We start from the raw sequence: 24,348 nt of genomic DNA, 5'->3' as shown, positions 1-24,348 counted from the left end.
AGTCCGAAAATTCACTATTTTGGGCGCGATTAACTAAACCACTGACCACTTGACTTGTACCGTAAGCTACCCGAAAACCGCCTTAATATTATTAGCGTTTTTTCTTTCCTTGAGTGTATTCGCCCAGCAAGAGCACCAAAAAGCCCTTAAAGAGGTTCCACAAGCTTCAAAAGTAATCCTAAACCGATCTAAAACTCCAAGTTTTGTTCAGTTTAAGGCTGGTATTCGCTCAGTTGATGAAGTCGTTATCCCCGGCCTTTCCGATCAACTAAGATTAACCAAAAAACGAAGTGTCACGGATCAGATTGGACAAATACACGAGCGCTATAGTCAAACTTACAAAGGACTGGAGATACTTGGAGCAGATTATATTTTTCACAAGTCAAATGACCAGATCAAATCTGCTAATGGGCATCTTGTCTCTGGAGTTGAAGTAAATACCACTCCAGATCTATCAGAAGCTGAAGCGCTCCAAATCGCTTTAGCTCATATTGGCGCTTCCCAATATATGTGGGAGGAGGCGCGCAATGAGTCTTTCCTAAAATCAGAAAGGAAAAATGAAAATGCATCTTTCTATCCTACAGGCAAATTGGCCATCAGTAGTCAACACTATGATGATGCAAATGAACTGCAGTTAGTTTATCAATTTGACGTATACGCCTCAGATCCAATTGGTCGATACACTATTGAAGTTAACGCACATACAGGCGAGGTGGTCAACAGCTACAACAGAATTCACACATCCAGCGCTACGTCCTCCGGGGTATCCTTATATAATGGGGTAGTAGAAATGGCTGTGGATTTTGATGGGACAGAATACCGCTTGTTAGAAGATACTAGAGCGGATGGTATTTATACCTATGACCTAAACAATGGAACCGACTATTTTGATGCCACATTTTTCACTGACGCTGATGGGTATTTTGATGATGATCCTGCAGGTGTTAGCGCACATTTCGGTGCTCAGGCTACTTATGATTATTTTCTAAACAATCATGGCAGGTCGAGTTTCGATGGATCCGGAGCAGCTATTAATTCATATGTGCATTATGCTTCCGGATATTTCAATGCATTCTGGGATGGATCACGTATGACTTATGGTGATGGAGATGGGGTATCAGCCACTGCGCTGGTTTGTTTGGATATAGTGGGGCATGAGATTACACATGCCGTTACCCAGTACTCCGCAGGTTTGGTCTATTCCTATGAATCTGGTGCGTTAAATGAGTCTTTTAGCGATATTTTCGGTCAGGCAATTGAATTTAGTACAAGCCCAGAAACAGCTAGTTGGAATTTGGGTGATGAGATCTACACTGATGGGGTGAGTATGATTCGGTCTATGAGCAATCCTAATCAGGAAGGTCAACCAGACACCTATCTTGGCGATTACTGGTATACTGGATCTGGCGATAATGGCGGAGTCCACTACAACAGTGGGGTGCAAAACTTTTGGTTTTATCTGCTGGTAGAAGGAGGAGTTGGAACCAATGACAATGGCACGAGCTATAATGTTTCTGGAATCGGATTGGAATCGGCCGCAGCTATTACCTATCGAAACCTAACCTATTATCTGACTTCCACGAGTCAGTATGTAGATGCGCGATCTGGTTCCGAATTAGCAGCGATAGATTTATTTGGAATTGGAAGTCCTGAATACGAAGCAGTGGTTGAGGCTTGGAATGCAGTTGGCGTTCCTTCTGCCACTCCACTACTAGCAGTTGCGGATAGTTTGGATTTTGGATCAATACCACAAGGATTAACAGTGAACAAAGACCTTAAAATCTTTAATCAAGGGAATGGGTTGCTGACTGTAAATGGTATTTCACTTAACAATGCCACATTCAGTGTAGCAGATAGTACGTATACCATTGGTGATCTTTCTTCAGCGGTGATGGATATTCAATTTTCAAGTTTCACGCTCGGAGACACCTCCGCTGTGCTGCAACTCTACACGAACGTTGACACAGTTGATGTGATGCTTTTCGCCACTACTTTGGAGCCTCCGGTAGCAGTGCTTGATAAAGATAGTCTTGGAGAGTTTCTCTATGTAGGAGATACGTCAGTTCAGTCGATCACCATTTCGAATACTGGTAATTCAGCACTGGAGTATGATTTGATCATCAGACCTAAATCAGATCAAATAGCCGATTTTTCCATTCTAGACTTTCAAGCAGCTAAGGGAGCTGCAAGAAGTAGTTTTGATTATCGCAATTATGAACCGGCACCCATACAGAAGCCTGCTGCGTTACCGTCACAGTCATTTGCAGGCGGCCAGAGTCGTTTGTTTGCAACAACCTATGGGGATAATCTTCTTCAGGAATTAGATCCTTACACAGGAGCAGTAATCCAGTCAGTGACTTCACCATTAGCCTTACAGGGTCCTGATGGTCTGGCATTCGATGGAAAATGGTTGTATTTAATAAGCTCATTCACATCTAATGCTATTTTTCGACTTAGCCCAGATGATTTTAGCGTACAGGATACTCTGCAGGTGGACGGCATGTCCAGTGTAGATGGTCTCGGTATATCTGATGGCTACCTGTATGCATCAGATTACTCACTTGGAGATATCTACATAATTGACTTGGCTGCAGAGGATGTGGTGAATGTAATTAGTCCTGAATTTGGTATAGGTGGTGGGATTTCCTTTGGCGGATCGCGTAACTCCGTGTTCGTTTCAGATTTTGGACAAGTATATGAGATAGATTTGGATACAGGAGACAGCTTAGCTGTATCACCATATATTGGTAATATTTATGGAGTCGGGTACTCCAATTCAGCCGAATTGTTATTTGCTAGCAGTGAATCGGAGGTATTTGCTTATGACCCTGATACCTGGGAGTTGTCGCATTCTTTTACACTATCAGGTGTCTCAGCATTAGCTGCAGATGAGACCAACACCAACGCACTCGCCAGTGTAAGCTCTACTGATGGAATCATTCCTGCGGGCGGAGCTCAGGAGCTGGATATTGTATTTGATGCTCGAAATGCTCTAGGTGGCGAGTACTTTCAAGAAATGGTGATCAACACCAATGATCCAGATAATCAGGTTATCAAAGTGCCGGTATACCTGGTGGTTGAAGGAGCACCAGTCGCATCAATTTCTGTTGATTCAGTTGACTTTGGTGATCAGTTTATTGGGTCCAATCACCCTTCTGCAATAACTCTGGCCAATTCTGGTACAGATGATCTTCTTCTAGAGTTAGTTTTAGCTGACAGTGTGTTTGTTATAGACACCACTTCTTTGACTATACTACCTGGAGAAGAATTTGATCTTAAGGTTCGTTTCCAGCCGGAAGAAGCCCGGTTTTATGAGCTGGACTTGCTGATCAAGAGCAACGATTTGGACCTGGATTCCATTTTCGTCAAGCTGACGGGTAATGGAGTAGAGCCACCTGAGATTGTTGTAAACCCTGATTCCCTTGGTCAAGCTCTATATGTGGGTGACTCTACTGGTCAGTTATTGACCATTGATAACAGCTCAGGACAGAGTCCTTTGTATTGGCAAGCAGACATTGGGTTTGATTTGGAAGAGACCACACTTTATAAAAATGCTGGAAAGACGCAGTATTACACTGGATCACAGGGTCGTGGTAGACAGGCTTCCATTTCTCATGAGGAGATTTCTGCTCTGGCGGGAAGCAAGTCGATAATGGCTTGGATTCCATACGCTGATGTGGATCAGGAGTATGCTAATACGATGAACGCGATATCACAATATTATACAGACTACACTGTAGTTGAATCCACCACATTCAATGTAGCCAACTTTACTTCCCAGCTAAGTGAAGCAGATGTTCTGCTTATTCCAGAACAAGAGCATGCTGGGGTAACCAGTGAATTTAGCGCCCTTGGATCGTTAGCAAGGGTTGAACTCAATGATTTTGTTAATGGAGGAGGTACGATCATTGTTTGTGGTACTGGATTATCTGCTCCATATGCATTGCTATCGGCGGCTGGATTAACTGATATCTCCATTCATGTTAATCATTCATCTATGAATATCAACATCACAGACTCCACACACTTTCTGTTGGAGGGAGTCTCTGGTCCAACAGTTCAGGGGCAAAATGCCACGTTTGCAGTTACCAGTACCGATCCCGAAATGATATCGCTTTTGGAGTACAATGGTTCTTCTTCGTTGATGTACAAATCTTTCGGTAGAGGATTTCTGGCATACATTGGGTACGATTTCTATGATTACGATGACGATGCAGCTCGTATCATAGCCAATGCAGTAGTAAGCAGTAATGGACCTGGTAAATGGCTAACACTGGAAACAATGGTAGATACTGTGGCTGCTGGACAATCCAAGGATGTTCCAGTTAGTTTCAATGCTACAGGCTTGTATGGTGGCTTATATAATGCCAATATTAGAATAGCGAGTAATGATCCGATCAATCCGGAGCTGTCCGTACCAGTAACACTGGATGTGACGGGTTCTCCTGTATTGGAATGGTCTGTAGACAGTCTTGATTTTGGAACAGTCTTTACCGGGCAGTATGATTCACTTTCGTTGGAGCTTTCTAACAGTGGGACAGATGATTTATTGCTGGAGTTTGTGCTGATGGATAGTGTCTTCAATGTGGATTCGACTCCCGTAACGATCATTCCTGAAGAAACTGCATTGATCAGCATTTATTTCAATCCTGAGGAAGCATTGGTCTACGATCTGAATTTGCTGATGAAGTCAAATGATGCCGATAAGGACTCCGTCTATATCAATTTGCGTGGGCAAGGACTCGAACCACCAGCAATACTAGTTACTCCAGATTCGTTAGGCCTTTCTCTGAATGTAGGAGATTCTACTGGACAAGTACTAACAATCGATAATTCTACTGGAAATAGCCCGCTTTATTGGGAATCATCAATCTCGTTTGGTTTAGAAGAAACCTCTCTCTATCAGCATAATGCGGAGGAGGTGATCTATTTCACTGATGCCCAGGGTCGGGGCAGACAACCAATGATTAGTCATGAAGAGATAGCTGGATTATCTGGGAGCAAAGAGATCATGGCCTGGATTCCTTATGCAGACGTATCACAAGAGTACCTAAATACCTTGAATGCAATCACTCAATATTTCACAGATTATACACTCACCGAGTCATCCACTTTTGACCCTACGTCGTTCACCTCCCAATTGGGAGAGTCTGATGTACTCTTGATACCTGAACAAGAAAATTCAGGAGGAAGTAGCCAGTTTTCAACTCTTGGTGCTGCTATTGCAAGTGAATTGAATGAGTTTGTAAATGGTGGTGGAAGGATCATTATGTGTGGAAGTTCTTCATCTGCCCCATTCGCATTGTTATCATCGGCTGGTCTATCGAATCTGGCCCCATACAGTAGTCATACGTTCAATAACATCAACATTACAGATTCTACCCATTTTCTATTGGAGGGAATTGGTGCCGGGACAGTTTATGGAAATGATGCTACTTATTCTGTCACCAGCTCCGATCCAGAGATGGTTTCACTTTTGGAACTAAATGGGTCGTCATCACTCATGTATAAGTCTTTTGGTAGAGGGTTTATCACCTACCTGGGATATGATTTCTACGATTATGATAATGATGCTGCCCGTATTATAGCCAATGCAGTTGCTAATAGTAATGACGTAAGTCAATGGCTGTCGTTGGGTGTTCAATCAGACACTCTTGATGCAGGTGAATCACAGGATATTTCAGTTATTTTTAATGCTGTTGGCTTGTATGGAGGAGCGTACAATGCCAAAATCAATATACAAAGCAATGATCCCGAAAACCCTCTTATCAAAGTGCCAGTGTTTGCTGACGTTACTGGCACTCCAGAGAAGCAACTGCTAATAGATTCTCTTTACTTTGGAGATGTATTTGTCAATTACTCCGATAGCATTAGCTTCACATTGAGTAATCAAGGTACCGATGACTTAATCGTTAATTTACTTACTACTGACTCTGCTTTCTTATCAAATATTGATTCGATCAATCTGGCACCGTTGGAAGAATATCAGGTTGTGGTAACCTTTAGTCCCAAAGAACCAGGCATTTTTGAAAGTGGCTTGGTGTTGTCAACCAATGAATCAGAAAATGATTCCACATGGATAGACCTCATTGGACGTGGATTGCTGCCACCAGTATTCGAGTTACCTCAAGATTCCGTGGGTGTTCATTTACTAAGTGGAGATAGTGCAGTACAGTCCGTCCTGATTGACAACACTGCAGGTGGTAGTGAACTGACTGTATCTTATGATTTGGCTTCTTTTAGTTCTGAGATTTCCTCTTATAAAGTAAGCGAAACCTTTACTTCGAGCCAGCAGAGCAGTTTAAAACCTATTCGACCTCAAGCCTTTCAATCAGATATAGTACAAAGCAATGTTTTGGTGGTTCAGGAATATAGTGCTTGGGGACTTTATTTGGAGAACTTTATATCCGCTACTTATGGAATCACACCAAATGTCATAGCTGCTGCCGAATTGGGGGTAATTGACTTATCGAACTATGACCTAATTATAACCACTGGGGATCAATATGGTAATTATTATCAGCAGCTCTCTCTGCATAAAGACAAGTTGGAGGAATTTGTGCGTGCTGGTGGCATTCTACAATATCAGCTGGCAACGCAGGGAGCAAATGTAGACCTTGTAGGCGGGGCACAAATGGTCTATGGAAATAAAGAAGGTTCTAACCTTGTGGTGGATTCAAGTCATTTCATCACTAATGCTTTGGATAATGTCCTTTATGGAACTAGTGCCAATCACTGTTACCTAACCTCTTTGCCAACTAATGCTCATGTTATTGTGGAGACTTATTATTCGAGTGATCCAACTATGGTTGAGTATACTCTGGGTAATGGACTGGTGCTAGCTACTGGTATGACTGTCGAATACCTATATTCTTCTGGAGAAAATTCCGCGCCATTACAGCAGCGTATGTTGGACTATACCCTTTTCTATGAAACAAGTAATTGGTTGAGCTTAGTGACTGAAAGCGATACAGTGTCAGCTGGAGAGGTTGTAGATTTGGATTTGGTTTTTAATGCCACTGGACTCTATGGAGGAACTTACGGTGCGGATGTGTTGATTAGTAGCAATGATCCTGAGCGGCCTACTGCAACTCTGAAAGTCGGTCTGGATGTGACCGGGATTCCTGAAAAATCACTTAGCCGAACCTCTGTGGATTTTGGGGAGGTTTACGTGACTTATGAAGATTCACTCAAACTCAATATTGAAAACACCGGGACGGCCAGACTTGGAATAAGAATGGAATCATCCAGCGGTTCATTTAGTCTTGACCTGGATACTTTAAGTCTGGCTCCGACAGAATCAAGCGATATTACTATTTATTTTACACCTGATGAAGCTAAATCTTTCGTTGGCGAACTTCACCTATTCAGCAATGAAATCGAGAACGATTTTACTGTGATTGATTTGTATGGAGTCGGAGTTGATCCGCCTGTATTTAGCGCGTCCCCTTTATCAGTAGCAGATACTCTGGCGTCATTCGAGACAGGTATCCATGCCATTACAATCCAAAACACTGGTGGGAGTGAGCTTAGTTGGAGCGTGAATGCACCGTTGACTCTTCCTGAGACAATGACCTATAGAGCTAGTCAGATCACAGCGGCTTTGGGAGTATATGAAAACGGTTTTGAAACTAACAATGAAGGCTATGCCACTAAGAGTAGGATTACCATGAACCAGATCAATGGCTTAAGTGGTACCACTAAAATTGTGGCTATGACCACTTATGCAGATTTATCTACCGAATACCCCAATACTCTGGCTGCAATAGCTCAGTACTATGATAACTATGAACTGGTAGAATTTGGCACTACGAATGTGACTCAGCTGGCTACTTATTTGAGTGATGCAGATGTTTTAGTCATACCAGAACAGGAATTGGCCTCTGATTTCACAATATCAGAATTTGGGGATGCCGCCAAAGAACTGCTCTATCAATACATCAGCAACGGTGGAAACGTGGTTGTTTGTGGGGGAAGTAATGCAGGTGCATTTATCGCTAGCACTAACCTTATGAGTATTAGCACTAGTGATCAATCGGTTTATGATTTGCTCGTTGTTCAGGATACATCACATTATCTAGCCGCCGGGGTAGATGTTATGTTTGATCGAAGAAGTGCTACCATAAGTTTTCAACCATCGGAGAATGTGGAGTATGTTTTGTCTTCTGAATATGATCAACCTGTCGTATTCAATAAGCCTATCGGACAAGGCAACCTGAGCTATATTGGTTTTGATTATTACGATTACGATCAGAATATGGCACGGATTATTGCCAATGCAGTGGCAGCATCGAGCTTACCAGACTGGTATGCGCTAAGTAAGAATCAAGGTGTAATAACTGCTGGGGAAAAAGAAACAATTAATCTGATACTGGAGCCAGTAGATCTTGCCCCAGGTGATTACCAGGCGGAAATCACTTTCCATACCAATCAACCAGATGGTTCTTCCGAACTATTCAATGTGGAACTTCAGGTAATAGCAGCTCCACAAATAGAATGGAGTACTGATACAATTCAGTTTGGACCAATATTTACAGGTGCCACAACCCTTGCATCAGTTGGCTTGTCAAATACGGGAACAGCCAGTTTAAGTGCCGGATATAGCATAGATTCAGAGGTATTTAGCATTGTGTATCAGCCTGAAAACACTGCTCCCGGAGAATCAGACAGCCTGGTAATACAGTATTTCCCAATGGAGGTTGGAAATGATATGGACTTACTGGTTGTCAACTCGAATGATCGCAATAGTCCAGAGGTAAAAATTGGATTGCAGGGTGTGAGCATTGCTGCTCCAATTGTTAACCTATCCCAAGATACAGTTGAAGTCACCTCGATTATCAGTGAATCAACCACTGGAACGTTGATGTTATCAAATCTAGGTGCAGACAGTCTGGTATTTGAGGTAGAGTCGGCTAATAGCTGGCTTACAGCCAATCAAACCGAAGGGGTTCTCAATGCAGATAGCTCCGAATCGGTGATTTATACCGTTAACACACTGGGATTGGCCATAGGAGAATATGTTGGAGAATTGATCATTCATTCCAACGACCCACAGACTCCGGAAATATCTCTGATCGTTGAACTCACTATCTATGGTATTCCTGACATTGACCTGTCTACGACCGCTGTAAACTTTGCCGATACAGATTTGGGAGAGACTACTACCACTGATTTGATTATCGAAAACACGGGGAGCGATACGCTTAAAATCATCTCAGCAACAATCGATGGTGATGTGTTTGCCTATGAAATGGAATTTGAATCAGTTTTGGCTGGTTCATCGGATACGGTGACTTTGAGTTTTACTCCTGAAGAATTTCAGCAATACAGTGGCACATTGACCATAGTGTGTAATGACGTGAATGAGACGGTCAATACTATCATGTTAAGTGGTTGGGCAGTAGGGAATGAGGAGCCTATGCTTTCTCAAACTGAATTTGAAATAAGCGAAAATACATCAATAGGAAGTGTTATTGGACCTTTGGAAGTGCTCAATGTAGATGATGATTCTGTAAGCCTGACAATAACCGATTCTCTTCTGAGTATTTCTGATCAGAATCAATTGCTGGTAAACGGAGTGTTGAATTACGAAGAGTTAAGTGAGATTGAAGCTTCGGTGACTATTCAATATGGAGATACTACAGCCACAGAGATAATTACGGTTACGATTTTGGATGTAAATGAAGCGCCAGTTATTTCAGATCAATCCTTTGAGGTGATTGAAAAAACGGCAAACGGTACTTCCGTTGGACAGCTCACAGCAATTGACCCAGAGGGCAGTCAGCTGTATTTTGAAAACATCGAGGACAGTAACCTTTTCACTGTTTCTCTTACAGGGATCATCAGAGTGCTCGATAGTTCATTATTGGATTATGATCAAATCACTCAGGAAGTATTAAGTATAGTGGCTACCGACGGAATTAATTATGATACCGCAAACGTCACTGTCAACATCCTGGAATCACTAGATTCCACAAATACGGCACCTGTCATTGATGATCAAGTCTTTAGCATTGAAGAAAACGTTAGCGTAGGCACTTCAGTAGGTTATGTAATGGCAAGTGATCCAAACGAGCAGGATACTCTGGAGTACTCGATTGCATCAGGTAACGTGGCGCAGACGTTTGCTATCAATTCATCCACCGGTGAACTTTTGATAAACGTTACGGATTCCCTGGACTATGAGCAAATAATCTCATTCGATTTGGTTGTGGAAGTAAGTGATGGCCACAGCACATCCATTGGAAATGTGAGTATTCAGGTACAGGATGTTAATGAAATTCCCATATTTAATAATCAGGAGTTTGAAGTAGAGGAAAGAACGGTTAATGGCACAATCATTGGTCAGTTAGTTGCTAATGACCCAGAAGGCAGTTCGTTGTTCTTTGAAGAACTGGTAAATAATGGTTTGTTTAGTGTTACGCTAAATGGAACTCTTAAAGTATTGGATAGCACTAAGCTGGATTTTGAATCCATTAGTCAGGAGAGTTTTGAGGTGGTAGTTACCGATGGACTGAATTATGATACCGCATTAGTGACAGTAGTCCTTCTGGATGTAAATGACCCACCTCTCATAGAAGATCAGTCATTTACTGTAGAGGAAAACGTGAACGATGGTTATTCAATTGGTACGTTGGTGGCCACAGATAGTGATTTATCAGATGTGCTTGAATATACTATTATTTCTGGCAATGTTGAGAATACATATTCTCTTGAAGCCTCATCCGGGGAGTTGACAGTTGCTGATGGGGGGTTGATAGATTTTGAAACCACCCAGTCTATGGAGCTTGTGGTCCAGGTGAGTGATGGTATGGAGACTGATCAAGCAACAATCACTTTGATTATTGAGGATGTAGATGAGGAAGTTTTGAGTGCCGATGGCATCAGGGAAATTACTGTTTATCCTAATCCGCTTATCGGAAATAAACTCCAGGTTGTCAACATCGCACCAATAGAATCAGTCGAGATATATGATAGTACTGGTAAAATGGTGTATGATCTGGCTGGAAACAATGAGAAACACCTTATTTTGAACATACAGTATCAAAAGAGTGGAGTTTACCTTCTGAAGATTACTGACCTGTCAGGGAATCATTTTCGCAGATTGGTTATAAAATAGTATGAAGGCTGTCAAGATCATTTGACAGCCTTTTTTCTCAAAACAAAATCCGGTAAAACTGTGCCACTAAAAAGCAAACCACAATGCCAAAGATGATGGGCATAATGGTGGCAACGGTTGTCCATTTCCAGCTTTTGGTCTCTTTGTAGATGGTAAAGATTGTCGTGCTACATGGATTATGTAGGAGGCTGAAAAGCATTAGATTGATGCCCGTAAGTAACGTCCAGCCACCTGTGCGCAAAATATCACCCGTTTGAGAATCAGAGTCCAACTCGAACATCACACCGTCTCCGGCGCTAAAAGCATCCATGCCAAAGTGGGCCACCGTAAGCATCAGAATAGTTGGGATGACAATCTCATTGGCAGGTATTGCTACGATATAGGCGAGTATAATCACCCCATTTAGTCCAATGATGAAGCCAAAGTCATCAAAAAAGTTAATGGCATAATAGGCTAGTGACTGTCCTGAGATGTCAATATTTGAGATCAACCAGATCACAGCACCGGCAGGAGCAGCAAAGACAACCGCTCGCCAGAGGACAATGATCGTCCGATCAATCAGTGAAGTGTATAAAGTCTTCCAAAATCGTGGTGGTCGATAGGGAGGAAGCTCCAATGTGAAAGTAGACACCTCGCCTTTGAGCATGGTTCGAGAGAGCAACCAGCTGGTGAAAAAGGTGAAGAACACTCCCAGAAATGCAATACCTATTACCGCGGCAGTTGAGACCAACCCTGACCAGCCAGCAGGCACCAACGCGCCGATGAAGATGGTAGCTATTAGTATTTGGGTGGGCCACCGACCGTTACACAATGAAAAGTTATTCGTAATGATGGCGATCAGTCGCTCTCGAGGACTGTCAATGATCCGAGTGGCCACCACGCCAGCAGCGTTGCATCCCCAACCCATACTCATCGTTAGTGCTTGCTTTCCATGCGCTCCTGTACGCTTAAATAGACCGTCCAGGTTAAACGCCACCCTCGGTAGGTATCCAAAGTCTTCCAATAAGGTAAACAATGGAAAAAAGATGGCCATTGGCGGAAGCATCACTGCTACCACCCAGGCCACAGCCATGTAAATACCGTCGATGAGCAAACCATCAATCCACCAAGCTAGTCCTATTTGACTGGAAATGTTTTTGAGGAATGGGTAAATAATACCCAATAGCAGCGAATCCAGCATTCCTGAAGGATAGTTTGCTCCCTGTATTGTCAACCATAGGATAACTGATAAAATCAGAGCCATGATGGGAAATCCGAATTTCCTACTGGTCAGTATTCTATCGAGCATCCGGTCGAAGTGATCTGAACGATGGTTGTCCTTCCTAATTTCCGCACGCTGGGTAATACTGGCAGCATCAGAGTAGATACCCTCCGTTAACTTGTCATGGTAGTCATTACCAATCTGCCAGCGTAGGGCAGAGGCTTGCTCTAGTAGCTTTTCAACCGGGTTATTTTGATTTGGCTTATCCATTGATCAATTCTCCACTTTTCAATGCATTCATAATTTGTTGATCACCATCGAGCAGTCTCATGGCAATCCATCGCGTGTTGGGCAGGTTTGGATAGTTGTCCTTAAGCTGCTTACTCAGTGTTTTCACTGCTTGTTCCACTTTTTGGGGCAGACTTTTGATGCGATGTGGCCTGCATGCAATTTCTCCAGCAGCTACCTGGTAGATGGTTTGGATCAGTTCAGGTATGCCTTGGTTTGAGCGAGCGCTGGTCACCACTACCGGGATTCCCAGGTCTTTGGCTAGCGTACGGTCGTCGATGCTGATACCGTGTCGTTTGGCTTCATCCATTAGGTTGAGGCAGAGAACAGCTTTCTCTGTTATTTCCAGCACTTGCAGTACCAGGTTGAGGTTTCGTTCCAGTCGGGAGGCATCGGCTACTACCACGGTCACATCTGGTCTGCCAAACAAAATAGTATTTCTGGCTACTTCTTCGTCTTCAGAAGTTGAAAGCAGTGAATAAGTACCTGGTAAGTCAATGAGTTTAAACCGCTTTTCATTGTACTTGAAGCCACCTTCAGCACGAGTTACGGTTTTTCCGGCCCAGTTTCCAGTATGCTGTCGCAATCCAGTTAGTGCGTTGAAAACCGTACTTTTCCCAGTATTGGGATTGCCGGCCAGGGCTACCACAAAGTCCGCATTGTCCACATTGATTCCCAGTTTTTTGAGCTGAGAGGCGTTGTAAAACGCGCAGGTTTCGCATGCTTCGTTGATTACTGGTTCCATAGCTTACTTCACTTTTTCAATTAATATCAAATCAGCCTGATCACTTCTCAGAGCAATCAAGGTATTTCTTATTTTGTATGCTTTGGGGTCACTCGAAGGACCCTGCATTTCTGTTTCTATGATGGTTCCTTTAATAAACCCCAAGTCCAACAGTCGTCTTCTAGCTGCTCCTCGGCATTCAGAGGAAATACCTATGACCTTCGCTTTTTCACCTTCATTGAGCGAGGAAAGACGAATGGTATTCGCTTCAAATACTTCTTCATTACTAAGCTCCTTTACACCAATATTGCTGGCAACAATGGTAGAAAGGGTATAGGAAGTTCCTTCGGATCGGAAGGTCACCTGCTGGTCATTTGAGTCAATTACTTGCAGCTGTTGCCCCATGTGTAGTTTCTGATCAATTATCTGCTGATAAATGGTGTCTGGTTCGTCCTCTATATGAATGATTCGAACCAATGAGCCACTTTGAATACTTGAGAGCGTCACCGCATTGGTTTCGATGATCTCTCCAGAAGCCATAGGAATGGGATCTCCGTGAGGATCAAATCGCGGGTTTCCCAATTCTCGATAGAGCTCATCTGCATCTTTTCTGGAGAGAGTATGCTCCATTTTCTCGGCATGACTGTGCCATTCCGAACGATCTATGCCTGTCTTTTCCGATAGGTATTTTTCCCAAAGGCGATGTACCCGAATAATTCGCAGTGCATAGTCACGTCCAGACTGGGTCAATTCCAGGGTGTCACCTTTTGTTCTAAGTAAGTTGATTTCCCCCATCTCCTGAATCAACTCCACTAGCCGAGTGTGCGAAAGCTTTAAAGCTCCAGCCATCGCATTGAGTGTTGCTTTTCGTCCACTGTATTCCACATGATAGAGTTGCTTCAGGATATCTTCGATGGCAGTCTTTCTGCGGATCTCTCCACTGATAAAAACCTTGTTCCATTTAAATTTCCAGGCCGCGTAGCTTAAGCCAACTACCACAAAGAAAACACTCAACAATATGTAGGGATTATCTGTCATTCTGTTCAGTCTTTTATCGCCAACATGATGTTCTTTGCAATCTCACCTGACAGGTAAATTTCCTTTCCCTGATCAATTGTGATGAGTGCAGAGTTGTCGAATTCTACCTTCTCCAAAACTTTGATTTTCGAGCCTAATCTCATGCCTATTTTATCGAGGTGTCTGAGTAGAGATGGGTCCGTATCTGGCACCTTTACCACAATTCCCATTCTGTTTTCTTCAAACTCATAAAGAGCCATTTGTGGACTCTCTTTTATCTCACCATTTTCATCGGGAATGGGGTCTCCATGAGGGTCCATAGTTGGGTAACCCAGGAACTTGTCCAGTCGTGAAATCAGGGTGGAGGACTTGATGTGTTCTAGCTGTTCTGCTACCTCATGCACCTCGTCCCAATTAAAGTCCAACTTCTCCACTAGAAAGACTTCCCACAACCGATGTTTGCGGATGACCTGTAGCGCGATTTTACTTCCCAGATCGGTGATTTGTACACCTCTATATTTCTGATAGTCGATCACTTTTTTGCGTGAAAGTTTCCGAATCATGTCACTCACAGAAGCAGCTTTGGTGGATAACTCATCCGCAATAGCGTTGGTAGAAACTCCATTTTCGCTGGTCTCTGATAAGTGATAGATGGCTTTGAGATAATTCTCTTCTGTCAGGCTCAATTGCATGATTCAAATTTAAAAATAAATTTAGATATATCTAAAAATAATTTTAATAGCAGTTGTTTAACGATTGATAGTGAATTATGGTTCAGATACTTAAGTGAAAAATATTCTACTTAAAATTGAAACAGGTATTATCCACTTTATGGTAGATAGATTCAATTTGCACTATCAAGTTCTGTCGACTGATGCGGTTATAATTTAGGTCTTTGGAGGTAAAATAATTTGCAGATTCTTTTGGCATGTGCCGATGCTGATTAATATTGCCAAGAATAACAGATACGGAAATAGATTTTGCATATATGGATTTAAAGGAAATAATCGAGTCAGCTTGGAAAGATCGAAATCTGATCAACGAAAAGGAAGTGGCAGTGGCCATCAAGACGTTGATAGATGATCTGGATATTGGCAAGCGAAGAATCGCAGAACCTGCAGCCGATGGTTCAGGTTGGGTGGTTAATGAGTGGATGAAAAAAGCTGTAATCCTTTATTTCCCATTGATGAAAATGCAGCTCATTGAAGTGGGTCCATTTCAGTTTCATGATAAGATCAAATTAAAGTCTGGATATGATCAATTAGGTGTTCGAGTAGTGCCTCACGCGATCGCTAGATACGGCGCTTACATCAGTGCAGGAACAGTGCTCATGCCGTCTTATGTAAACATTGGTGCGTATGTAGATGAAGGCACTATGGTGGACACCTGGGCAACCGTTGGTAGCTGTGCACAAATCGGTAAGAATGTTCACCTCAGTGGAGGTGTTGGAATAGGTGGAGTTCTGGAGCCAGTTCAGGCCGCACCGGTGATCATAGAAGACAACGCATTTATAGGCTCTCGATGCATCGTCGTTGAAGGTGTGCGCATCGGTCGGGAGGCAGTTCTCGGTGCTAATGTGGTGCTTACTGCAAGCTCCAAAATTATAGATGTAACCGGACCGGAACCTGTCGAGTATAAAGGATATGTGCCGGATCGCTCAGTGGTGATTCCAGGTACCATACCGAAGAAATTTCCTGCTGGTGAATTCCAGGTTCCATGCGCATTGATTATCGGTCAACGAAAAGAAAGCACCGATAAGAAGACTTCACTGAATGATGCACTGAGAGAGAATAATGTGTCTGTTTAGAACGTTGTTGGCACGTAAGTTGTTTACCCAAAAATGATTTGCCAACAGTTGAAGTTTATGCTAAATATCTTTCTATTAATTAGACTCCTGACCGGCTTAACCCAGCCTGTGGATTCGAATGGTGATGACCCTACCGACGCATTCAACTTTCGTAAAGGGGAGCACCTGGAGTTTAAGCTTAGCTACGGTTGGTTTACTGTGGGGAAGGCCTCTTTGGATATTGATGGTAACTATCATGAATACCAGGATGAGAATTGCCTGAAAGTAGATGTCAAAGGAGAGACTGCTGGTCTTTTAGGTGTTTTTACACACGTAGACGATCGCTGGGGTGCTTATATCCGTAGGGACAACTTGTTGCCACTCCATGCCTATCGGGATATTGAAGAAGGAAAGTATATGCGTGTGGAGCATACTCATTTCGATCATGCTGAGGGTAAAGTGAAGGTTATGCGTTATGATCCACGCAAGGACGAGCGAAAGCCGCCCAAAGTATATGATATTCAAGGTGAAGTGTATGATCTTATGAGTTCTTACCTTTATCTGAGAAACCTTGACTTTAGCCAATATAAAAAAGGAGACACCATCACGGTAAATACCTTTTATGAAGATGAGTTGTATAACTTCAAAATGGTCATGGATGGAGTGAAAGACTTTGAAAGCAAAGTAGGAGACCTGAGAGCTTATAAGCTTTATTTCCTAATACCTCCAAGCGACATTTTCCCAAATGAGCAAGGCGTGATCGCCTACATATCAGCAGATTCCAATCAACTGCCCCTTAGGATTGAAGCTGAGATGTTTTTTGGTAAGGCGTATTGTGACCTTACCTCTTATAGAAATGTCAAGTATGGTCCTGATTATCAGCAGTGAGGACTATATTTGCGGCTTAAAAGGACTATTATATGAGATTTTGTGCACTGATAGTATGTATATCGGTATTGAGCGGTTGTGGCGGTGAAAACACCAGTAGTGGTGATCGTTTTTATAACAATGGTGAATACGAGAAAGCTGTAGAGGCTTTTACTGAAAAACTGGAGACCAATCCAACTGACATCAGAACGCTCTACAATCGAGGTAGGGCATTTGAAGAGATGGGTCAATTCAAAGAAGCAAAAGCGGATTTCACTAAGATTACAGAAATAGATGAGAAAAATGTGAGTGCATACTTGAGTCTATCTCAAGTGAACTACAAGCAGGGATCTTACAATAAGGCCGTCCTATTTGCTGACAAGGCATTGGAAATTAATGATAACTCTGCCCAGGGTCATTTTTTGGCTGCCCGAGCTAAACATCAGTTGGGTTATCTTGATCAGGCTCTGGAGTCTTACAGTTTGGCAATCAACATCGATCGAGACTATGGTGAGGCTTACCTTTATCGGGGTGCACTCAAGATAGGTAAAAAGCAAACCAAGTCGGCTTGCGAGGATATTGCTCGTGCGGTGAATCTAGATGTACCGGATGCCAAAAACATCCAGTCCAAGTATTGTAAATAAGTCAAAGCCTTGAAAGATCTTCTTCAGCAATTTTCCGGAATTGAGACGCCTTTTTATTGGTACGATTTATCCTTGTTGGACCGCACGTTGGCTGCACTGAAAGCTGCAAACAAGCAGGGCTATCATGTGCACTATGCCCTGAAGGCTAATCATAATCCTGAGATTATCTCCCGGATTAAAGCGGCTGGATTAGGTATCGACTGTGTGAGTGGCAATGAAGTGGCTCATGCTCTGAAGCATGGATTCGATCCATCAGATGTGGTGCTGGCTGGTGTTGGTAAAACAGACAAGGAAATAACCTATGCTATCAATCATGATATTTTTTCCTTCAATGTAGAGTCGATAGAAGAGCTAAAGGTCATCAATGAAATAGCGGCCTCAAAAGGTAAGAAACCTAATATTTCGATTCGTATCAATCCTGCCATAGACGCCGGCACACATCATAAGATTACCACAGGGTCCAAGGAGAATAAGTTTGGCATATCTGATGAAGAGTTGTTTCGATCTACGGATCTGATCAAATCATTGGAGCACATCCATTTTATAGGGGTGCACTACCACATAGGATCGCAGATTATGGATCTAAACCGATTTAGAAACCTGTCTGTACGTATCAATGAGATCCAAACCGGGCTAGTGGAGCAGGGTATAGAGCTTCCTCATCTCAATGTTGGAGGAGGACTTGGTATCAATTACGAAGATCCAGACGGACAGGCCATACCTGATTTTGAAGGGTATTTTCAGACCTTTTCAGAAAACCTCAAACTCCTTCCAGGTCAGCAGCTGCATTTTGAGCTTGGTCGGTCCATTGTTGGTCAGTGTGGAAGTCTCATTACACGTGTGCTGTATCTAAAAGAAAGTGGTGCCACGAAGTTTCTAATTGTGGATGCGGGTATGACAGACCTGATGCGGCCAGCACTTTATGATGCTGAGCATCTTGCGCAGAATCTATCCAGTGAGTCGAGTAAGGTGCTGAAGTATGATCTGGTAGGACCAGTGTGTGAGTCTTCAGATGTTTTCAATAAAGGGATTGAATTGCCAGAATCCAAAAGGGGCGACCTCATAGCCATCAGATCTTGTGGAGCATATGGAGAGACCATGAAAAACGAATACAACCTTAGATCTTTGGCTAAGCCCTACTACTCCCGGCCTTAGAGCATCACACCTACGATGAGGTAACAGAGGATCGCTAAACCACCTGTGACTAGCGCATATGGTAGTTGCGTGCGCACATGATCAATGTGATCTGAACCAGATGCCATGGAGGCAATGAGTGTGGTGTCTGATATGGGCGAGCAGTGATCGCCGAACACTCCACCTCCCAGTACAGCCGCAACTGCCAGGTAAAGGTTAAGGTCGATGGCTTGAGCTAGTGGTACTGCAATGGAAATCATGATAGCGAAAGTACCCCAGGATGTACCAGTGCTGAATGCAATGAAGCAACTGGTAATGAAAATAACAGCTGGTGCCAGTGCAGGTGATAACCAGCTTTGCGTAACAGAAGCCACATAATTGCCAGTACCTAATTCCTTACATAGGTTACCTATGGCAAATGCCAACATCATCAAAATCGCCATGGTGATCATGTCTTTCATGCCATTGATGCTTTCATCCACAAACGTTTTTAGATTCATTTTCTTCTGTAGGCCAAAAAAGACCCCTGAAAAAACAACAGCCAGAGTCACCGCATAGAAAACTGCCGCAGACCCCGAAGCATTGGCGATCGACTGCCATATTTGATTGGATAGCCCTCCAGATACTGAGCTGTCCCAGCCCGTATAGATGAGAAATAGAGGCATGGAGATGATCATTACTCCTAAAGGAATCAACATGTTGGATGCTTTTCCCTGTGCCATTGTGGCGTTATCTTCAGCGATCGGATCTTTAGTAATTTGATGATCAAATTTCTTCATGGGTCCAAAACTCTTGTTGGTAGTGGCCAGGTAGAAGACCAGACCAAGGGTGAGCAGTGGGTAGAAGTTAAATGGAATGCTGTAAACCAGGGTTTGGAATGGGGCAACATTGTCGTAAACGGCAAGCAAACCAATGATGTACGCTCCCCATGCATTGACAGGGAACAGAATACAGGAAGGAGCCGAGCTGCTATCTGCGAGGTAGGCTAGTTTTTGACGAGAGATGCCAAACTTGTCAAAAAGGGATTGAAAGACCGTTCCGACCGTTAATATGGAGATGTTGGATTCAATAAAAATGAAAAACCCCGTCAACCCGGCAGCTACTTGTAGTTTGGACTTTGGATTCTTGCTTGCAAGTATTCGCTTTTGAATGCTCTGTACAAACCCATGGATTCCACCGGACACCTGAATGAGTTGGATTAAAGAACCTATCAAAAGCGTGAAGAGTATCGTACGAGTATTGCCAGGACTGGCAAAAACATCGATCGTTTTTTCCAGTGTTAGCAGTATACCTGCAAAGAGGTTTCCACCTGAGATGATGACATATCCTAGAATAAGTCCTAGAAAGAGCGAAACAATAACCTGTTTAGTACGGATGGCAAGTAAAATAGCAATGAGTGGAGGGAGGATGGATAAGAAACCAAAGTCTGTCATTCGACTACAAGGGATTGATCGGGTGTATTTGATTTAGCCCGATAAAGGTAAGTATTGAAAATCTTAGTGATAGCATCTCCAAGTATTTCTTCCTGGCTATTTTTCTTGTTGGCTTTATTTAAGTCCAAACTGCCTTGCCAGACTAATTTTTTGGTCTGGCTGTCAAATAGCTCTACTAAAAGCGCAGACTCGAGAATGGTGCGAACAGAATAGCTGCGTCTGTTGGGAAAAGGAGAGTAGAAACCGTACGGATTATAATTGGTAGATACGTCAGTGCGCTGGTTGGCTATAAACTCGTACCGTACTACTATGTCTGGTTCATCGGTGTTTTGGCTATAATCTCTACGGCGCAGTTGCTCAGTAATTTGGTTCTCTATAAATAAAAAAACCTCCTTGCCTTCGGCAGAGAGGTCTTTAGTATTTTTATAGTTAGTTATTCCAAATGTTTCGTAGTTACTGAAAGTAGCGTTTAAGTCGGTGAAATGGATGACTTTGGGTGTGCATCCGATAAACCAGCTAACCAAAAGGAGATAGCTAACCTGTGTAAGTCGTTTATTCATAGCTGATTAACCGGCCATTCCAAACTCTCTAACTGTATTCAGAGAATTCAAAATTTTGTCAATCAACTTGTCAGACTCTTCTGGAAATTCATATAAAATATCAAATCGGTCACCGTTGGAACTTGACTTAACAAGCTCATCGTACTCATTCATAGTACCTTTTTGATAAGCATTCAAGTCCGGGTTGTACCAAATAAATTGCATGTCAGTCTAGTCAAAAATGTGTTATAGGACGAATTGTCTTACAAATTCTACCATAAATACAATTATACGAATAAAAGTAACCCCGTAGAAATAATAATATAAAGAAATTTTAACTACTCCTTATGGGCCTTCCAAATCTCATCTATTAACGCCAGTGATTTCGTTTTGTTGCCTGTATCTTCATCGACTTCAATTAATGGCATTTTTCCAAGATGCTTCCATCGGTTATTCTCTATTTGCGCTTTGAACTGTATGGTTTCTCCAAGCTGTCCAGCGTTTTCTGGATAGATCATATCGATCGTTTCCGAGTATTGATTGTCCTCATAGGAGTAGCTGCCGGATCCCGCAGCGTATATTTCATCATCATTTTTATTGAAGTACACCCAGGTAAAATGAGTTGGTGTGATCAATTTGATATAGCCCACGTATTCTGGGTATTCAATGTAGTTGCCGTCGGATTCCTCACGGTAAGATACCAGGTCCCAGGTGCCCATGAGCTGATTGGAACTATTGGATTTGATATCAGTCCTTACCCATTTTTCCTCTATTTTGTTTGAATCTACGACCACCACGTTGCCTGTTTCTGAATCTACCTCCATCACTTTGGCATACCCCGTATGATACCACTCATTATTTGGTAGCTCAAAATCAAATGGAATCGCCTGACCTCTTTCGCTGCTTCCCGGAGGGTAGAAGAACTTAATGTCCTCGACGTACTTTCCATTTTCAATCTTATAACTGCCACCACCCATGCCGAGCAGCTTGTTGTTCTTCTTGTCGTATTTAAACCAGGTAAAGTGATCATCCGTCAGGTGTTTTTGATAGACAATTTCTTCACCATATGATGTCCATTCGGTACTTGCCTGGTCATGTGGTATGTATTTGGTGAGTTTCCAGGTACCCTCCAACGAAGGTGCACTGTTTGAATTGGGTTGACTCTTGGGAGCAGTTGCTAATACTACAGCAAATAGTGCAAGAGATATTCTAAGGGGTATTGGGGATTTCATCTCTTTAATATTTTGGGTTATGTATAAAAGTTAGAATAAAATGGCATCAAATCAAAGTAAAACAGACTATTTAACACGAGGTGTCCAGAGCTAATTATTCAACATACTTTGACTTGGGATATGAATTTTAGTTAACTTCCTCCATTAAATCATTTCCGCCCGTAGTTTGTCAAATAGTGTTGTTATATGGTCAGTTCTCGCCGTTACGATGGCCTTCAGTCAGTTGCAGACGGGAGAGACCCGGTTTACAGGAGTCAATCGTGGTAAGACACTGTTTATACAGAATCCTTATGATGCTGAAACCGCCCAATTCTGTATAACAGAAGTTAGGGTTAATAATCGTAAGCTTCAGCTGAATTATAATTTCAGTGCCATCAAAATTGACTTTAAAGGAGTGGAGGTGAATGCACCTGTTGCCATTCATATCATTCATGGTGATAGTTGTAAACCAGTGATTATCAATCCAGATGCCATAGCCTATCACTACTCTTTTGCATTCAAAGAGATCTCTATGAATGACTCGGTGCTGGTATGGTCCAGTGTAGGTGATCAGGCCAATGGGCTGTACACCCTGGAGTATTATGATTTTGGAATCTGGCAAACCAGAGATACTATCCCTACCAAAGGACAGTTTGGTGGTGCTACTTATGTGCACTTCCCTAAATTGCAGGAAGGACCCAACAAATTGCGCCTGAAGTACACTTTTGCCAGCGGAGACTATTTGTACTCGCGGGAAATCGATTTTCACTATTATGAGGAGCCCGTTACTTTCACACCAAAGTCCTCTAAGACCAGCTTAACCTTGTCTAGGTATGCAAGCTACGAAATCTATGACGCAGGCAATGAAATGGTTATGTCCGGTGCAGGTAATACCATAGACATCCGCCAGTTACGACGTGGTGACTACATTATCTACTTCGACAACAAAGATCCTGGTGTATTTACCAAAGAGTGATCTAGAAAAGTGAAACTCCAAAGAATGTCTGGAGGAATGTCAACAAAAACATGGTACCTAATACGATCGGACATAGAATGGTTACGGCAAAGTTCAGATATTTCTGAACAAAAGATCCCATGTACCCTGGATAGCCTTTGGCTATTTCCTCATTGAGGTTTTTCGTTTTCCATGCATAGGCAGCAAAGATCGAAATCAAACAGCCACCCAGTGGAAGGAAGGTGTCATTGGCTACATTTTGCGCAAAATCCATGAAGGAAGTAGGGTTTTCTGCACCAATGTACGTGATGAAGCTGCTAAAGAACCCAGAATAGCCATTGGAGAGTAGGGAAGGAATGCCTAGTAAAAAAATGACTCCTGCGATGATCCAAACGGCTCGCTTACGTCTCACGCCGTGCTCATCCACTACATAAGCAACAGGCACCTCTAATAAAGAAACAGTAGAGGTGAGTGCCGCAAAGGACAACAAGAGGAAGAAAAGTGAGCCGATGATAACACCAAGTGTTGGTCCAAGGCTCTCAAATGCACCAGGAAGTACAGTGAAAATAAGACCAGCTCCCTGACCAGCACCTTCCATCGTACCGTTAGTCAGATAAGCCACCATTGGGAACATCATCAATCCGGCTATGAAGGCAATTCCTACATCTGCCAATGTGATGAAAGCTGCACTCGATACGATATTATCACTTTTACCAACATAACTACCATAGGTGATCAACGCACCCATTCCGAGTGACAAGGAGAAGAATGCCTGTCCCATAGCATTGCCCATGACACTCAATGATAATTTTGAGAAGTCCGGTACGAGGTAAAAACTCAAACCTACAAATGCATTTTCAAGAGTCAGCGAGTAAATAACCAGCCCAAGGATCATGATGATCAAGGTTGGCATCAAAATCTTAGATGCTTTTTCGATTCCTCCAGATACCCCTTTAGATACAATAAAGGCAGTTGCTAACATAAACACCACGGCAAAAGTGCCCACCTTGAACACATCTTTAATGAACGTGCTGAATTGCTGTCCGATCTCAAAGTGTCCGGTGAGTAATTCAATGAAATAACCAAAAGCCCATCCGGCTACTACATTGTAAAACGAGAGAATGACCACTCCACTCAGGATCCCTAAAAGACCAAGAATTCTCCATTTCTTAAAGCCCAGCGCTTCATATGCACCAGCAGGGTTCAGCTGTGTCTTTCGTCCGATGGCAATCTCCGTCACCATGACCGGAAAGCACAGAATAAAACAAAAGATTAGGTACATGACTAAAAAAGCAGCTCCACCTCCGGCACCTACCTCGAATGGGAAGCTCCAGATATTACCAAGACCTACTGCGGAACCCGCAGCTGCTAAAATGAACCCTAATTTATTGGAGAATGAACCTCTACCAGCCATGTTGTTTTATTTGTTA

The 24,348-nt window shown here is 42.8% G+C and carries 15 protein-coding genes; 6 read left to right on the top strand and 9 right to left on the bottom strand.

The annotated features are described in order from the left end of the window. The first annotated feature begins 49 nt into the window (after positions 1 to 49). On the top strand, positions 50 to 11,119 hold the full coding sequence (locus tag ACO067_RS24285) for a choice-of-anchor D domain-containing protein (RefSeq protein ID WP_421879677.1): 11,070 nt from the start codon (positions 50 to 52) through the stop codon (positions 11,117 to 11,119). A 37-nt stretch (positions 11,120 to 11,156) separates the two neighbouring features. Here the strand turns inward: ACO067_RS24285 and ACO067_RS24280 are convergent, their stop codons facing one another. The 4 genes from ACO067_RS24280 to ACO067_RS24265 are packed head-to-tail and all read right to left on the bottom strand — an operon-like array spanning position 11,157 to position 15,041. Continuing rightward, positions 11,157 to 12,590: a nucleoside recognition domain-containing protein gene (locus ACO067_RS24280; RefSeq protein ID WP_421879674.1), complete on the bottom strand. Its 1,434-nt coding sequence runs from the start codon at positions 12,588 to 12,590 to the stop codon at positions 11,157 to 11,159. After that, entirely contained in the window at positions 12,583 to 13,353 is a 771-nt protein-coding gene (locus ACO067_RS24275) for a FeoB small GTPase domain-containing protein (protein WP_421879670.1), read from the bottom strand. The genes ACO067_RS24280 and ACO067_RS24275 overlap by 8 nt, the downstream gene beginning before the upstream one ends. A gap of 3 nt (positions 13,354 to 13,356) precedes the next feature. Then, entirely contained in the window at positions 13,357 to 14,370 is a 1,014-nt protein-coding gene (locus ACO067_RS24270; protein ID WP_421879667.1) for a DtxR family transcriptional regulator, read from the bottom strand. Between the two features lie 5 nt (positions 14,371 to 14,375). Next, complete coding sequence (locus ACO067_RS24265) at positions 14,376 to 15,041, bottom strand: metal-dependent transcriptional regulator (RefSeq protein WP_421879663.1); 666 nt, start codon at positions 15,039 to 15,041, stop codon at positions 14,376 to 14,378. Between the two features lie 296 nt (positions 15,042 to 15,337). On the opposite strand from ACO067_RS24265, the gene ACO067_RS24260 reads away from it, so the two are divergent. Genes ACO067_RS24260 through lysA form a run of 4 tightly spaced genes read left to right on the top strand, consistent with a single transcriptional unit; the run spans position 15,338 to position 18,801 of the window. Further along, positions 15,338 to 16,156: a 2,3,4,5-tetrahydropyridine-2,6-dicarboxylate N-succinyltransferase gene (locus tag ACO067_RS24260; RefSeq protein ID WP_421879660.1), complete on the top strand. Its 819-nt coding sequence runs from the start codon at positions 15,338 to 15,340 to the stop codon at positions 16,154 to 16,156. 57 nt (positions 16,157 to 16,213) lie between these two features. After that, positions 16,214 to 17,023, top strand: a complete 810-nt coding sequence (locus ACO067_RS24255) for a DUF3108 domain-containing protein (protein ID WP_421879658.1) — start codon at positions 16,214 to 16,216, stop codon at positions 17,021 to 17,023. A gap of 32 nt (positions 17,024 to 17,055) precedes the next feature. Beyond that, the gene (locus tag ACO067_RS24250) at positions 17,056 to 17,646 is read left to right on the top strand and encodes a tetratricopeptide repeat protein (protein WP_421879655.1); all 591 of its coding nucleotides are present in this window, start codon (positions 17,056 to 17,058) and stop codon (positions 17,644 to 17,646) included. 9 nt (positions 17,647 to 17,655) lie between these two features. Further along, the gene (lysA, locus tag ACO067_RS24245; protein WP_421879652.1) at positions 17,656 to 18,801 is read left to right on the top strand and encodes a diaminopimelate decarboxylase; all 1,146 of its coding nucleotides are present in this window, start codon (positions 17,656 to 17,658) and stop codon (positions 18,799 to 18,801) included. On the opposite strand, the gene ACO067_RS24240 is transcribed toward lysA, so the two are convergent. The 4 genes from ACO067_RS24240 to ACO067_RS24225 form a co-directional block, all read right to left on the bottom strand. Further along, on the bottom strand, positions 18,798 to 20,213 hold the full coding sequence (locus ACO067_RS24240) for a Na+/H+ antiporter NhaC family protein (protein ID WP_421879649.1): 1,416 nt from the start codon (positions 20,211 to 20,213) through the stop codon (positions 18,798 to 18,800). The genes lysA and ACO067_RS24240 overlap by 4 nt on opposite strands. After that, positions 20,210 to 20,773, bottom strand: a complete 564-nt coding sequence (locus ACO067_RS24235) for a DUF4136 domain-containing protein (RefSeq protein ID WP_421879646.1) — start codon at positions 20,771 to 20,773, stop codon at positions 20,210 to 20,212. The genes ACO067_RS24240 and ACO067_RS24235 overlap by 4 nt, the downstream gene beginning before the upstream one ends. Positions 20,774 to 20,779: 6 nt before the next feature. Beyond that, positions 20,780 to 20,977 (bottom strand): hypothetical protein, encoded by a 198-nt coding sequence (locus ACO067_RS24230; RefSeq protein WP_421879644.1) that lies wholly within the window; start codon positions 20,975 to 20,977, stop codon positions 20,780 to 20,782. 113 nt (positions 20,978 to 21,090) lie between these two features. Then, a complete protein-coding gene (locus ACO067_RS24225; protein WP_421879641.1) occupies positions 21,091 to 21,984 on the bottom strand; it encodes a hypothetical protein in 894 nt (297 codons plus the stop codon). Positions 21,985 to 22,192: 208 nt separating this feature from the next. Between ACO067_RS24225 and ACO067_RS24220 the strand changes: the two genes are divergently transcribed. After that, positions 22,193 to 22,939, top strand: coding sequence for a hypothetical protein (locus ACO067_RS24220; protein WP_421879638.1), 747 nt, complete (start codon positions 22,193 to 22,195; stop codon positions 22,937 to 22,939). 1 nt (position 22,940) lies between these two features. Here ACO067_RS24220 and ACO067_RS24215 read toward each other — a convergent pair whose 3' ends face one another. Beyond that, complete coding sequence (locus ACO067_RS24215) at positions 22,941 to 24,332, bottom strand: sodium-dependent transporter (RefSeq protein ID WP_421879635.1); 1,392 nt, start codon at positions 24,330 to 24,332, stop codon at positions 22,941 to 22,943. Positions 24,333 to 24,348 lie beyond the last annotated feature (16 nt).

Source organism: Marinoscillum sp. (genome assembly GCF_965229915.1).
Classification (GTDB): domain Bacteria; phylum Bacteroidota; class Bacteroidia; order Cytophagales; family Cyclobacteriaceae; genus Marinoscillum.
This window is presented reverse-complemented; position numbering and strand designations above follow the sequence as displayed.